11 protein-coding genes (1 of these 11 cut by a window edge) are annotated in these 14,641 nt (G+C 62.3%); 4 read left to right on the top strand and 7 right to left on the bottom strand.

Features of this window, described 5'->3' with window-relative positions; all coding sequences use genetic code 11:
• From hrpB to GH983_RS20090, 3 genes are all read left to right on the top strand, one after another.
• Nucleotides 1–2,262, top strand: partial view of an ATP-dependent helicase HrpB gene (gene hrpB / locus GH983_RS20100; RefSeq protein ID WP_246727588.1) — the 3' portion only. It extends 150 nt beyond the left edge of the window; only the last 2,262 of its 2,412 coding nucleotides appear in the window; the start codon falls outside the window, past its left edge; it ends in the stop codon at nt 2,260–2,262.
• Nucleotides 2,263–2,287: 25 nt separating this feature from the next.
• The gene (locus GH983_RS20095) at nt 2,288–3,589 is read left to right on the top strand and encodes an ActS/PrrB/RegB family redox-sensitive histidine kinase (RefSeq protein WP_069042704.1); all 1,302 of its coding nucleotides are present in this window, start codon (nt 2,288–2,290) and stop codon (nt 3,587–3,589) included.
• A gap of 71 nt (nt 3,590–3,660) precedes the next feature.
• Nucleotides 3,661–4,257, top strand: a complete 597-nt coding sequence (locus tag GH983_RS20090) for an ActR/PrrA/RegA family redox response regulator transcription factor (protein ID WP_054149970.1) — start codon at nt 3,661–3,663, stop codon at nt 4,255–4,257.
• Here GH983_RS20090 and GH983_RS20085 read toward each other — a convergent pair whose 3' ends face one another.
• Nucleotides 4,258–4,740 (bottom strand): MmcB family DNA repair protein, encoded by a 483-nt coding sequence (locus GH983_RS20085; RefSeq protein ID WP_054149971.1) that lies wholly within the window; start codon nt 4,738–4,740, stop codon nt 4,258–4,260.
• Nucleotides 4,741–4,917: 177 nt separating this feature from the next.
• Here GH983_RS20085 and GH983_RS20080 point away from each other — a divergent pair, with 177 nt between their 5' ends.
• Entirely contained in the window at nt 4,918–5,583 is a 666-nt protein-coding gene (locus tag GH983_RS20080; RefSeq protein ID WP_054149972.1) for a L,D-transpeptidase, read from the top strand.
• A 76-nt stretch (nt 5,584–5,659) separates the two neighbouring features.
• Here the strand turns inward: GH983_RS20080 and GH983_RS20075 are convergent, their stop codons facing one another.
• The 6 genes from GH983_RS20075 to hslV all read right to left on the bottom strand — a co-directional run bounded on the left by GH983_RS20075 (nt 5,660) and on the right by hslV (nt 14,497).
• On the bottom strand, nt 5,660–7,828 hold the full coding sequence (locus GH983_RS20075; protein WP_153763321.1) for a malate synthase G: 2,169 nt from the start codon (nt 7,826–7,828) through the stop codon (nt 5,660–5,662).
• 103 nt (nt 7,829–7,931) lie between these two features.
• Nucleotides 7,932–9,935 carry a hydantoinase/oxoprolinase N-terminal domain-containing protein gene (locus GH983_RS20070; protein WP_069042706.1) on the bottom strand — a complete coding sequence of 668 codons (2,004 nt, stop codon included), beginning with the start codon at nt 9,933–9,935 and terminating at the stop codon, nt 7,932–7,934.
• 98 nt (nt 9,936–10,033) lie between these two features.
• Nucleotides 10,034–11,437 carry a cytochrome P450 gene (locus GH983_RS20065; RefSeq protein WP_054149975.1) on the bottom strand — a complete coding sequence of 468 codons (1,404 nt, stop codon included), beginning with the start codon at nt 11,435–11,437 and terminating at the stop codon, nt 10,034–10,036.
• A gap of 39 nt (nt 11,438–11,476) precedes the next feature.
• A complete protein-coding gene (locus GH983_RS20060; RefSeq protein WP_054150076.1) occupies nt 11,477–12,403 on the bottom strand; it encodes a DUF1402 family protein in 927 nt (308 codons plus the stop codon).
• A 189-nt stretch (nt 12,404–12,592) separates the two neighbouring features.
• Nucleotides 12,593–13,900 (bottom strand): ATP-dependent protease ATPase subunit HslU, encoded by a 1,308-nt coding sequence (gene hslU / locus GH983_RS20055; RefSeq protein ID WP_054149976.1) that lies wholly within the window; start codon nt 13,898–13,900, stop codon nt 12,593–12,595.
• Between the two features lie 69 nt (nt 13,901–13,969).
• Nucleotides 13,970–14,497, bottom strand: coding sequence for an ATP-dependent protease subunit HslV (gene hslV, locus GH983_RS20050; RefSeq protein ID WP_153763320.1), 528 nt, complete (start codon nt 14,495–14,497; stop codon nt 13,970–13,972).
• Nucleotides 14,498–14,641 lie beyond the last annotated feature (144 nt).

Raw genomic sequence — 14,641 nt, 5'->3', positions numbered from 1 at the left:
GCCGCGTCCCGAATGGCCGGGCTGCTCGACGAAGCCGTCGGCGAGACCGTTGGATACAGGATGCGGCTGGACAACCGGATCAGTGGCCGGACGCGCATCGAGGTGGTCACGGAAGGCGTCTTCGTGCGCATGATCCTCGACGACCCGGAATTGACCGGTGTGTCCGCCGTCCTTTTCGACGAGTTCCACGAACGGTCGCTGGACGCCGATCTCGGACTGGCGCTGGCGCTCGATGCCCAATCGGCGCTCAGGCCGGATCTGCGGATCGTCGTGATGTCGGCAACACTGGATATCGAGCGCATCGGGCAGTTGCTTGAAGATCCACCTGTCATCATCAGTGAGGGGCGAAGCTTTCCGGTCGAGATCCGCCACCGGGACCGCTCGGGCGACGAGCGGATTGAAGATGCGGTCACCGCGACCATTTTGAAGACGCTGTCGGACGAGACGGGATCGATCCTCGTCTTTCTGCCGGGACAGGCGGAGATCCGGCGGACAGTCGAGCGGCTTGAAAACAGGATCGGGCAGGATGTCGTCATCACACCTCTCTATGGCGTGCTGAGCCAGGCGGACCAGGACGCGGCGATCCGTCCGGCGGCACCGGGCAAACGCAAGGTCGTGCTGTCGACATCGATCGCGGAGACCTCGATCACCATCGACGGTGTGCGCGTGGTCATCGACAGCGGGTTGCAGCGGCTTCCCGTGTTTGAAGCATCGACAGGGATCACGCGTCTCGAAACGGTCCGGGTGTCCCGAGCTTCCGCCGACCAGCGGGCCGGTCGCGCGGGGCGAACGGAACCGGGGATTGCGATCCGACTCTGGCATGCTGGACAGACAGCAGCCCTTCCCGCGTTTACGCCACCGGAAATCCTGTCGAGCGACCTTTCCGGTCTTGCGCTGGACCTTGCCCATTGGGGCGTTGCGGATCCAGGCCAGCTCCTTCTCATCGACATGCCGCCTGAGGCTGCCCTCAAGGAGGCGCGCCAGTTGCTGATCGGGCTAGGGGCGCTCGACGAAAAGCTGCAGTTGACCGCCAAGGGGCGACGCATGCGGGATTTCGGACTGCCACCCCGGCTGTCTGCCATGGTGCTCAGCGCGTCCGAGCATGGCGAAGCTCAAGCCGCCGCAGAGTTGGCGGTTCTCCTCACCGAACAGGGACTGGGCGGCAATGATCTCGATCTCGATGAGCGGCTGAGGCAGTTCCGCAGGGATCGCGGCGAGCGGGCCCGCAATGCCCGCAATCTCGCACAGAGGCTGTCGTCCGGCCTCAATCACCGTGAGGAAGGCAATATAGCGCCTGTTTCCGCCGGCGCCCTGCTCATCCACGCCTTCCCGGACAGGATCGCGCGCCAAAGGGGTGGGCGCGGCCGGTTCGTCATGGCCAATGGCCGGGGAGCAGAGATCCCCGCATCGGAACGCCTGGCGGGTGCCGAACTGCTTGTCATCGCCGATCTGACCGGCAAGGCGGCGCAGGGGCGAGTGCTGGCCGCAGCAGAAACCTCACACGGCGACATCGAGACACTTCTCCCCAAGGCTATCACGACGTCGGAGGAAAGCGGCTTCGATACGGCGAGCCGCCAGGTGCGGGCGAGACGGGTGACACGGTTGGGGGCGATCATCTTCGACGAACAACCCCTGCCGAAGCCAAAGGGAGACAATGCTGCCAGAGCACTTGCCGAAGGGGTCCGCCATCTGGGTGTCGCCGCCCTGCCCTTCTCGAAGGCGGCGGCTCAGTTGCGACAGAGGCTCGGCTTTCTTTACCGAAGCCTCGGCGAGCCATGGCCGGATACCAGCGATAACGGTCTCATCGCGAGGCTGGACGACTGGTTCGTGCCCTTCCAGTCGGGCGTGACGAGCTTTCAGGAGATCGGTGCCGGCAGCCTGCATGACGGACTGATGGCGCTGGTCCCTGGAGGATCGCAGCGGGAGCTCGACCGGCTCGTCCCGACGCATTTCACCGCGCCGACCGGACAATCCCATCCGATCCGCTACGAGGGCGATGAGCCTGTCCTGCAGATCCGGGTGCAGGAGCTTTTCGGGTTGAAGACGCACCCCACGATCGGCGGCGGCAAATTGCCACTGCTTCTGGAGTTGACCTCGCCCGCCCATCGACCCATTCAGACAACACGGGATCTTCCGGGGTTCTGGACCGGATCGTGGAAGGATGTGCGCGCCGACATGCGTGGTCGCTATCCGAAGCATCCCTGGCCAGAGGACCCTGCTGCGGCAGATCCCACGACACGAGCGAAACCCCGCGGAACCTGATGGCGCGGCAGAACAGGGAATAGTGATGACCATGGATCTGGCAGCCAAATTCGGTCCGAGCAGCCGGCGCCTGCGTCTCGAAACCCTGGTGAAGCTCCGCTGGGTGGCCGTGGCGGGGCAATTGCTGACCATTCTGGTCGTGGCGCTCTGGTTCGAATTTCCCCTGCCGCTCGTGACATGTCTGGGGCTGATCGCCGCACTGGCTGCGGCCAATTCGTTGATGTCGGTGGCCTTCCCGCCCACCTACCGCCTGGAGCCGGCGGCAGCCTTTGCGGTGCTTGCGCTGGATCTCTTCCAGATGGGAGCGCTGCTCTTCATCACGGGCGGGCTCAACAACCCGTTCGCGCCGCTGATCTGCATTCCCGTCATCATCTCCTTTGCGTCGCAGCCGAGCCGTCACTCGATCGCGCTTTTTGTAACCGCGCTCGCCTTCATCACCCTGCTTGCGTTCACACCCTATCCCCTGCCCTGGTTCGAGGGTCGCACGCTCGAGGTGCACCCGCTTCTGCAGCTCGGCATGTGGAGCTCTATTGTCTCGATGACGGCCTTTGCCGCCTTTTATGCCTATCGCGTCTCCCAGGAAGCGACCCTGCTTGCCGACGCCCTGACCGCGACCGAACTCATCCTGCAGCGGGAAAAGCATTTGCATCAGCTCGATGGTCTCGCAGCAGCGGCTGCGCATGAACTGGGTACACCGCTGGCAACGATCAGCGTGGTAGCCAAGGAGATGGAGCGGGACCTTGGTCAGGACGAGCGCTACCGGGAGGATGTGCAGCTGCTGCGTAGCCAGAGCGAGCGCTGCCGCGACATCCTGCGCCGCCTGACCTCGCTCGCCACGGAAGGCGAAGCCCACATGCGCGAGCTGCCGCTCTCCTCGATGATGGAGGAGGTCATTGCGCCGCATCGGGAATTCGGGGTGAAGGTTGAGCTGATCGAGCTGTCCGACCGGGCACTCGAGCCGGTCGGGACCCGCAATCCCGCCATTCTCTATGGTCTCGGCAACCTGCTCGAGAATGCGGTCGATTATGCCAGGTCCAAAGTCATGGTCAGCGTGGAGCATACAGCCGCCGATGTAACCGTCACGATCGAAGACGACGGAGCCGGTTTCTCCGCGGGGGTCTTGCAAAGAATTGGCGAGCCCTATGTTACAAGCAGGCAGAATGAAACGCGCGCCGGGGGTCTCGGCCTTGGGCTGTTTATCGCAAAGACACTGCTCGAACGGTCCGGAGCCAGCCTTCGCTTCGAAAATCGCAGCCCGGAAGGGTCCGGGGCGCGCGTCATGGTGATTTGGCCCCGTGAATACATGGAATTGGACACGTCGTTATGACTTTACCTGTAGGGTCTTGGCACGCATAAGGTCGGCAGCGAAGTTTTTGGAACAGTCGCAGGAACGAGAAGATGGCAGACGCAGCATCACAGGTCGCAAAACCAGCCGCCGGCACGCAAGCAGCGGGCAGTCACGATCTCGGCCCTGACCCTTCGCTGCTGATCGTCGATGACGATGCGCCGTTTCTGCGTCGTCTGGCGCGCGCCATGGAAAGCCGCGGCTTCACGGTGGAGCTCGCCGGCTCCGTCGCTGAGGGCATGGCGAAAGTCAAGGAAGCAGCACCTGCCTATGCCGTGGTCGATCTGCGGTTGGGTGACGGAACCGGGCTCGACGTCATCGAGGCGATCCGGGAGCGCCGTTCCGACACACGGATCATCGTGCTGACAGGTTATGGCAATATCGCCACGGCCGTTACCGCGGTCAAACTCGGGGCGCTCGACTATCTGGCGAAGCCCGCAGACGCCGACGATGTCTATCTGGCACTGACCCAACGACCAGGCGAGAAGGCCGAGATCCCCGAAAACCCGATGTCGGCCGACCGGATCCGCTGGGAGCATATCCAGCGCGTCTATGAGAGCTGCGAGAGGAATGTCTCCGAGACAGCTCGTCGCCTCAACATGCATCGCCGGACACTGCAGCGCATACTGGCCAAACGCGCCCCGAAGTAATCAGACAGACTTGAGCTGGGCCGCCCATTCCGCGGCCATGAGCCTCTGGGCGGCAGTCCTCGAAAAATCGAGGGTAACCGACTTCCGCGTTGCAGGCGGAAGGCGGTGCTCGGGAGCGTCCCGCAACAGGTGGCCCGAATACCCATCCGATAGAAAGAGGCCGCAGTCTTCCGGGAAGATCTCGAGAGGCACACCGGCGTGGGTGGCAAAAAACAATCGGTCGCAGTAGCGACGATAATCCGGCCATTTCCGGTCGACGCGAAAGTCCTCGACCGAGGATTTTATCTCGACGATCCAGATCTCGCCCTTGTCTGAAAGGGCGATCAGGTCAGCACGACGTCCATTGGAGAGCGTCAGTTCCGGCAGGATGGCAAAACGCATCTCCGCCAGAAGGATCTGGACACCACGCCGAATCATCATGGCGCGATCCGACTGCCGCCCGTCGATTAAGGGATTGTTTACTGCGACAGAGACTAAGGTCATGGACAACTCCGCTCCGCACGCTCAAGTCTGTTGCAAAAAAGCAATGCGGAGTCATTTTGCAGCGCCGAAGACATTCGGCGGAAGTACGGCACTTGCGTCGCCGAGATTAATTCAAAATAAACCATAATCAAAGATGGTCACAAGTCCGTCTCTCAGCCATCACCCACGAGCTTTATCATGCGCTTCCGCAACATCTTGACCGCGCTTGGCCTGGTTATGTCCCTAGGCCTCGCGGGCTGCACAACGACGACCGGCGACAAGGCCGAAGTGGCCGAAACCACCAAGGTCGAGATCTTCAGCGACACCTATGGTTCGGTAACGGATGCAGGTTATGCCCTGCCGGCGATTCCGATCCAGAAAGTCGACAAGAAGTTTCACCGACAAATTGTCGATTATGCGACCAAGGAAAAACCCGGCACGGTCGTTGTCAACACGCGCGAGCGCTTCCTCTATTACGTGCTGCCGCGCGGCAAAGCGGTCCGTTATGGGATCGGCGTCGGCAAGCAGGGTTTTGCTTGGCAGGGTGAGGCCTATATCGCCTGGAAGCAGGCCTGGCCGACCTGGCATCCGCCGAAGGAAATGGCGGAACGGAAGCCCGAAGTCGCCAAGTATGTCGAAAAGGGCATGGAACCCGGCCTGCGCAACCCGCTCGGCGCCCGCGCCATGTATCTCTTCAACGAGAAGGGACAGGACACGCTGTTCCGCCTGCACGGCACGCCGGAATGGGCATCGATCGGAACGGCTGCTTCATCGGGCTGCATCCGCATGATGAACCAGGACGTGATCGACCTCTACAACCGCGTCAAGCCGGGCCGGAACTCCAAGGTCGTGGTTCAGCAGTAAGCTGCACCAACGCAGAATACGAAAAGCCCCGCCGGAGCGATCCGGCGGGGCTTTTCGTTTCGCCAAAGGCCGGCTGTCAGGCCGCAGACTGTGCCTTCAGTTCGATGCGACGACGATGGAGAACCGGCTCGGTGTAGCCGTTCGGTTGCTCCCTGCCCTTCAGCACGAGGTCAAGCGCCGCCTGGAAGGCAACCGAGCCGTCGTAATCCTTCGCCATCGGCACATAGACCGGGTCAGTGGCATTCTGGTCGTCGACGACCATCGCCATGCGCTTCAGCGTCTCGACGACCTGTTCTTCCGTCACCACGCCGTGATGCAGCCAGTTTGCCATGTGCTGGGCGGAGATGCGGAGCGTGGCGCGATCCTCCATCAAACCGACATTGTTGATGTCCGGCACCTTGGAGCAGCCGACGCCCTGGTCGATCCAGCGGACGACATAGCCGAGAATACCCTGGGCATTGTTGTCGAGTTCCCGCTGGATTTCTTCCGGGGTCCAGTTCGGACGCGTCGCGACCGGAACCGACAGAATATCCGACAGCTTGGCGCGCGAGCGGGACTTCAGGCTTTCCTGAACGCCCGCGACATTGACGCTGTGATAGTGTGTGGCGTGCAGCGTTGCTGCCGTCGGCGACGGAACCCAGGCCGTGTTGGCCCCGGCCTTCGGATGGGCAATCTTCTGCTCCAGCATGGCCGCCATCAGATCCGGCATGGCCCACATGCCCTTGCCGATCTGGGCATTGCCGGACAGGCCGCATTCAAGGCCAATATCGACGTTCCAGTTTTCATAGGCTGCGATCCAGGCGGCCTGCTTCATGTCGCCCTTGCGGATCATCGGGCCCGCTTCCATCGAAGTGTGAATTTCGTCGCCCGTGCGATCCAGGAAGCCGGTGTTGATGAAGACGACGCGGTCTCGGGCCGCGCGAATGCACTCCTTGAGATTGACAGTGGTGCGGCGCTCCTCGTCCATGATCCCCATCTTGATCGTGTTGGGAGCCATGCCGACGAGTTCTTCGACGCGGGAGAAGATCTCGCAGGCGAAGGCGACCTCTTCTGGACCGTGCATCTTCGGCTTCACGACATACATCGAGCCTGCGCGGGAGTTCTTCCGGCGGCCATTCGGGCCGATGTCATGCAGCGCGACGAGAGCGGTGATCGCGGCATCCAGGATGCCTTCCGGCACCTCATGGCCGTCCCTGTCGGTGATCGCGGGATTGGTCATGAGGTGACCGACATTGCGGATGAGCATCAGGGATCGGCCCGGCAGTGTCACCTCACCGCCGTCAACGCCGGTCAGTTCGAGGTCATTGTTCAGGGAACGGGTGAAGGTCTTGCCGCCCTTCGTAACTTCCTCCGTCAGGTCACCCTTCATCAGGCCGAGCCAGTTGGAATAGACGGCGATCTTGTCCTCGGCGTCGACGGCCGCGACCGAATCCTCGCAGTCCATGATGGTGGTGAGTGCCGATTCAAGCCCGACATCGGCGATGCCGGCGGGGTCGTCCTTGCCGATCAGGCTGTCCGGATCGACGAAGACGAGGGTGTGCAGGCCATTGGTGCGGAAATAGAGGCGGTATGCCTTTTCGCTCTCACGCTTGAAGCCGACATATTGGTCGGGCCTGGAAAGGCCTGTCCGGCCGCTGGCGGTCTCGACGAAGAGCGCGCCGTTTTCAAAGTCGAAGCCTGTAACGTCAGCCCAGCTGCCGCCGGCGAGCGGCAGGCTCCGGTCGAGAAAGGACTTCGCCCACGCCACGACCTTGCCACCGCGAACCGGATTGTAGCCCTTGCCCTTGTCCGCGCCATCAGCCTCGGAAATCGCATCCGTGCCGTAAAGCGCGTCGTAAAGCGAACCCCAGCGGGCATTGGCGGCGTTCAGCGCATAACGCGCGTTCATGACCGGCACGACGAGCTGCGGACCGGCGATCGACGAAATCTCCGGATCGACATTGGCCGTCTCGATCTTGAAGTCGGGGCCCTCGGGCAGGAGATAGCCGATTTCACGCAGGAAGCTTTCATAGGCGGCGAGATCGGCGGGCGCGCCGTTCTCGCGATACCAGGCGTCAATCTGGGCCTGCAGGTCATCCCGCTTGGCGAGCAAGGCGCGGTTTTTCGGCGCCAAGTCGTGAACGATCCGGGAGAAGCCGGCGAAGAAGGCATCGGCCTCGACTTGCGTTCCCGGGATCGCCTGGGTCACGATGAAATCGTAGAGGCGCTTGTCGATCGAAAGGCCGTGAGCTTCAATAGATGTCATGACGTCATTCCTCTTACTGGACTGGCTTTGGCACGCAGCATGGCTGAAACCGATTAGCAGTCAATCCGTCATAAATACGAAATATTGTTTCCAAATTCGAAAGTCAGCCGCGTGCAGTCCTGGGGCGACCCGAGGCCGTCGCCGTGATCCGCGCTTCCACGAGCTTGCGGCGTCCCTCGATCTCAGGCGCATCGAGCTCCTCCCGGAGGATCAGCACGACATCCACGGCGCCACTGGCTTCAGCCCTTGCACGCGCGAGTTCGGTCGCCCTTGTCCTCGCCCTTTCCAGAGCAACGGTCTCATCCGTCGCCCGCTCGCTGTCGCCGCCGCCGGTGATCATGAAAAGCCCCTCCTCCGGCGATCCGACAGTGACAGAAACACTGCTGCGCACCTGCCCGACGACGGCGCCGACGGCATTGGCCACATCGGCATCCGCAGGCACGGCGACATCGGAAGCCAGCATCTCGGCGATCGCCGGGTAGTAGACGCCGGCCGAGGCACCGAGGCCGATCAATGGCCGGTCGAGCGAGAGGTTGAAGCGGGCGATACCCCCCTGTCGCTTGAGCGCGCGATCGATCAGCACCGATTTCGCAGGCTCGATGTCGGCAAGGCCATCTTCGGCAAGCGCTGCGGAGAGAATGACTTCGGCCGACTGGCGCGTCAGGCGATCAACGATCAACTTGGCAAGCACTTCCGGCGATGACGCGATCGGCTGGCCAGAACCATCCTTCTGTCGGATCGCCAGCGCCATGCCGAGTTCGGCCGCCTTGCGATCCCATTGGCCCTGGCGGTTCAGGACATGCATGGCGTCGGATGGCGTGAGCCCACACAGATGCACGAGGCCACGGGCGACGAGACGGTCGAGTGTCGCCTTCTGCTGGGTGAAGCTGATCAGCTGGTCCAGGGGAAGCGGCACGCTGCCGATCTTTTGAAAGAGTGCTGCCTCCTGCGGCTGGAGACCGGCCGCCAGATGATCCGGGACGCCGGTGCGGACCGCGAAGCGCCCATCGTGACGTCCGAGATGTGGCGCGCGGAGCTGGCGCTCGAGTACGTCAGTGATGGACGCTCCATGCAGGGCTGCTGCAAGGCTCAACGGGACAAGGCGACGGGGGCCGAGGTCGATCTTCGCCGCAAGGCCGCGATCGTCGAAACGCACCTCCGAGTCACCACCGAGGCCGAAGGTGCGCATGGCGACTGCTTCCACCATAGTTCGGTAACCGCCGACGACGGCGCCATCCTGATCAAGCCGCGGCTGACCGGCCTCCATCACGGCGACGTCGGTCGTCGTGCCACCGATATCGGACACGACGGCATCATCGAGGCCGGTCAGGTGGCGTGCGCCGACGAGGCTCGCGGCGGGACCGGAGAGAATGGTCTCGATCGGTCGCAACCGAGCTTCGGCTGCCGAGATCAACGCGCCGTCACCACGCACGACCATCAGTGGCGCATGAATGCCGCGCTCCCCGAGATAGCGCTCGGCAGAGCCGATCAACCGGTCGATCATCGAGACCAGGCGGGCATTGAGAAGGGTTGTCAGTGCCCGTCTTGGCCCGCCGAGCTTGGAGGAAAGCTCGTGGCTGCAGGTGACGGGCAGGCCGGAATGCCGGCGAATGATCTCGCGCGCCCGCTGCTCGTGCGCCGGATTGCGAACCGCAAAATAACCGGCGATCGCGAAGGATGAGACATTGGCCGAAAGCTCGGGCAGTGCCGCTTCCAGCGCCGCCTGGTCGAAAAGTGTCTCGGTGCCATGAACGTCATGACCGCCGGCAATGAAGAGGACCGGATCATTGCCAAGCGCATCGGCCAGGCCATCGCGCTTCATATCGTCTGGCCCGAACCCGATCATGATCAGGCCGGCGCGGCCGCCCTGCCCTTCCACCAGCGCATTGGTCGCGAGCGTCGTCGACAGCGAGACGAGACCGATCGCCGAGGGATCAATCGCTGATTCGGCGAGCACGCTTTCGAGCGCGCCGGAAATGCCGATCGACAGGTCGTGCCGGGTGGTGAGCGACTTCGCCTTGGCGACGATCCCATGCGTCTCGCTGTAGATCACGGCGTCCGTGTAGGTGCCGCCGGTATCGATGCCCAGCATGTAATCGGATGTCACGCAGTCTTCCCCATCTTCCCCGCCACTACGGCGACGCATCCCTTATGGCACAGGGCTTAGTGCGATTTCCAGCGAGGGAGCGGCAGGAACACGCCGCATTACGGCTTGCGCGGCGTGACCCGCATCGGCAGGCCGCCAGCTGGCTGGGTGGTAAGCTTCTGAACCGGCCAGGGTTTCGTCTGCGGCGTCGTCGCGAAACGATATCGCTGCATCAGCACCGCGAGCGCGATCACGGCTTCCTGTAACGCAAAGGTGGCGCCGATGCAGACGCGTGGACCGGCGCCAAATGGCAGATACTGAAAGCGGCCGATCTTCTCGCGCTCCCCTGGCAGAAAGCGGGAGGGGTCAAAGATCCGTGGCTTGTCCCAGTAAAGCTCGTGGCGATGCAGCGTCCAGGGCATGACAAGGACAGTGGCGCCCTTCGCAATCTCGACGGTCTCGCCACTGGGCGCCGTATAGCGATCGTCGGCGATCGCATCGCGGTTGATTGAGGGCGCCGGCGGATAGAGCCGCATCGCCTCTTCGAAAGAGGCTCGCACATGCGGCATCTGCTCAAGCCAATCGACCGGATCGGCGCCGGACGCTATGACCTCATCGATTTCCCGCTCCATTGCGTCCCTGACATCCGGACAGTGGGCCACGCAATACAAGGTCCAGGCCAGGGCACGCGCCGTCGTCTCGTGCCCGGCCCCGATGAAGGTCAGGATATTGTCCTCGATCTCTTCCGAGGTCAGACCGTCAGGTCCTTCCAGCTCGAGAAGCAATGTCAAGAAATCGTCCGGTGCGTTCTCCCGATCCGTCTTGATGATGGCCCGGCGGTGATCCATCGTCCGTCGCACGAGTTCGCGGAACTTGCGCAAGACGCCGAGACCCCGGATTCGGGTCAGGCGCGGGATCCATCTCGGAGCTTTCAACAAGTCCAGCGGATCGATCCGTCCCATGCTGTGCAGGAGATCGTCGACATCCTTGGCGAAATCGCCCTGTTCGGAGACGATCCCGCCGGAGAAGAGAGTTTCGGAAAGGATCGCATAAGTCAGTTCGGTCATGTCGACGGCGATATCGCGGACGACGCCCTCGGTCCCCGCTTCGTAACGTTCAAGAAAAAGTTCGCTCTGCTCGCGCATCTGGCGGGCGAAGCCGCGGGCATGGCGAGGAGTGAAGACCGGCGCCATGGCCTTGCGCGAGCGTTTCCACACGGGACCTTCGGCCGTCAGTAGGCCATCGCGCAGAATGGGGCGCAGGACAAGCTGGCGGATCTCGGACATCTCGTAATTCGAGGCGTTGTCGACGAGCACGTGGCGGATCAGACCTGGGTCATTGGCAATGATGGTGGTCTGGCCAAAAAAGCGAGTGACGATCCAGGGCCAGGTGTAGGACGGCTGCCCCCAAAGTTCGAGCGGGTTCCTCAGCACTGTGCGGATGATTTCCAGTCGGCTGGGCGGGACCGTCCGCGGCACAGGCGCCGGCGGCTCGAAAGTCGATTTGCGCAGACTGGCGTCCATGTGATGCTCCCTCGAAGGGTTGGAGCCCCCCTAGAGGAATTAGAGCAGGGACTCCAACTCGTCCAGCCGATCATTGATCAGCCAGCCGTAATAGTTCTCTTCCGGCCAATTCGCCGCACCGCTCGCCCGCTTTGCCGCCAGAGCACGGGCCCGCTGCTGCGAGCCGCCAATGTTGAAAAGCGTCGCCGTAACACCCGGGTTCCCCGAGATATCGACATCGGCAATCTGTCTGTAGTCGTCAATCGACTTGCGGATGACCGCTGCCATGAAGGCGAGCGAGATGTCGGGATCCATGATCGCCTTGTAGACGCCCGCCGCGTCGTTCTCGTCGAGCCGGGCATAGCCGGACTTCTGATGCACGAGATCCGACAGCATGAGGGCCGTCAAAGGATTGATCTGCCCCAGACCAAAGGTCTGACCCGCATAGAAGGGCTGGAAGAACACGGCGCTGAAGCGATTGTTCGGATAGGACTTGCCGCCGACGGATTTGCCGCGGAAGCGATCCTGCCACACATCTTCGCGGCAGGTCCAGAGACGGTAGGAGTCAGAATAGCCGTTGCATTCGGCAAATTCCGGCCGGCCGACGAAGTCGGCAATGCTCTCGTCCTTGTAGCCGAATCGGAAGCTGTTGCCGGCGTAAGATGCGGCCTTCACGTAATAGCTCTGGAGGCTGTCATAGGCGTCGACATTGTAGGTGTGCTCGCCGACGATGGCACCCACCATGTGGATGGGCGCAATGCCATAGGCGGCGGCCGTCTTCTTGAGCTTGCCCACCAGCTTCGAGTCCGTCTTCAGGAGATCGCGGACCTTTTCATATTTCAGATCGAAGCTGGTCTTGCCCGCTTTGGTACGCCGCACGGAGGCGCCGGGAATGGCCGGCTGTTCGGCATTGCGATTTCCCGAGGGGACCTTGTCGTCAGCAAGCGACACTGCGGGCACAAGCCCGGCGAGCGTAATGGCGACGATGAGATTTCTGGCAATAGTAAGCACGATGCGCGGCCCCTGGACATTTGTCCTCGAACGGATTGCCGGCGCATTCGCGGGCAGCGTCCGACTGCGGCCCTCCTTACATAAGAGGCACCTGTATTGTCGATATGGGCCGCTTTCACTTTCCCGGCACGCCGGGGGCGAAAGCGACCCATAGATGCACAAAGATCACAGGATGTAGCGGCTAAGGTCCGTGTTGGCGGCGAGATCGCCGACATGCTCCTGCACATAAGCCGAGTCGATCATCACTTCCGAGCCACCGCGGTCCGGTGCATGGAAGGAAATCTCGTCGAGCACCCGCTCCATCACCGTCTGCAGGCGACGGGCACCGATGTTCTCAACCGTTTCGTTGAGCTGAACCGCGACATCGGCGAGAGCATCGATCGCATCCTCGGTGAAGTCGAGATTGAGCTCCTCGGTTGCCATCAGCGCCTTGTACTGGCGGATCAGGCTCGCTTCGGTCTCTGTCAGGATGCGGCGGAAATCTTCCTTGGTCAGTGGCTTCAGCTCGACGCGGATCGGCAGGCGGCCCTGAAGCTCCGGCAGAAGGTCGGAGGGCTTGGACACATGAAATGCGCCAGACGCGATGAAGAGGATGTGGTCGGTCTTCACCGGACCGTATTTGGTCGCGACCGTCGTCCCTTCGACCAGCGGCAGGAGGTCACGCTGCACGCCTTCGCGCGAAACACCGGCGCCCATGGCACCTTCGCGGGCGGCGATCTTGTCGATCTCGTCGAGGAAGACGATGCCGTCATTTTCGACGGAACGCAGCGCTTCCCGCTGGATGACTTCATTGTCGATGAGCTTGTCCGATTCATCACGGATCAGGTCGGCATAGGATGCCTTGACGGTGGTCCGGACCTTCTTGGTACGGTTACCCATGGCCTTGCCGAACATTTCCGACAGGTTGAGGATGCCGATGTTGGCACCGGGCATGCCGGGAACTTCGAAGCCGGGCGCGCCGGAGCCGCTGTCGGCCACTTCGATATCGATTTCCTTGTCATCGAGCTCGCCGTTGCGGAGCTTCTTGCGGAAGCTGTCCCGTGTAGCCGGAGATGCCGTGGCGCCGACCAGGGCATCGAGCACGCGTTCTTCGGCCAGCTGATGCGCCTTGGCCTGCACTTCCAGACGCTTCTTGTCGCGGATGAGTGCGATGCCGATCTCGACCAGATCGCGGATGATCTGCTCGACATCGCGGCCGACATAACCGACTTCGGTGAACTTTGTCGCCTCCACCTTGATGAAGGGGGCGCCAGCGAGCTTGGCAAGACGGCGGGAGATTTCCGTCTTGCCGACGCCGGTCGGTCCGATCATCAGGATATTCTTCGGCATCACCTCGTCGCGCAGATCTTCTGATAGCTGCTGGCGGCGCCAGCGGTTGCGCAGCGCGATAGCGACCGCGCGCTTGGCGTCATGCTGACCTATGATATGGCGGTCGAGCTCGGAAACGATCTCGCGCGGGGAGAAATTGGTCATTTCAGGTTGCTCCTCACGATGCCGCGGACCCGCGCATCGTCTCTTGGTGTGGAATTCGATCGGCAGCCGTCAGTCGGCGTCGAGGGTTTCGACCACCATGTTGTTGTTGGTGTAGACGCAGATCTCGCCGGCGATGGTCAGAGCGCGGGTTGCGATCTCCTCGGCCGAACGATTGCTGTCCATAAGCGCGCGCGCAGCCGCATAGGCATAGTTGCCACCGGAGCCGATCGCGATTGTGCCGTGCTCGGGCTCAAGGACGTCGCCATTGCCGGTGATTGCGAGCGTGATCGACTTGTCGGCGACCAGCATCATGGCTTCGAGATTGCGCAGATACTTGTCGGTCCGCCAGTCCTTGGCGAGCTCGACGGCTGCGCGCATCAGCTGGCCGGGATATTGTTCGAGCTTCTTTTCGAGACGATCGAGCAGCGTGAAGGCATCGGCTGTCGCGCCGGCAAAGCCTGCGATCACATCGCCGCCTTTGCCGATGCGGCGGACCTTGCGGGCATTGCCCTTCATCACGGTCTGGCCAAGGCTGACCTGTCCGTCACCGGCCATCACCACCTTGCCGTCCTTGCGTACGGTAACAATCGTTGTCATCAATCACCTGTCACCCGCCTCTGCGGGCCTTGTGGAACGGGCTTTGAGGCCCGGTTTGTCGGTTCCTATGTAAGTGGGCTTTCAACGATTGCAATCTGCGGCAAAAGCTCCAGCGCCGCCTTGCGGCAGCGCAATGTAACTTCT

Source organism: Agrobacterium sp. MA01, assembly GCF_009650195.1.
Taxonomy (GTDB): Bacteria; Pseudomonadota; Alphaproteobacteria; order Rhizobiales; family Rhizobiaceae; genus Allorhizobium.
This window is presented reverse-complemented; position numbering and strand designations above follow the sequence as displayed.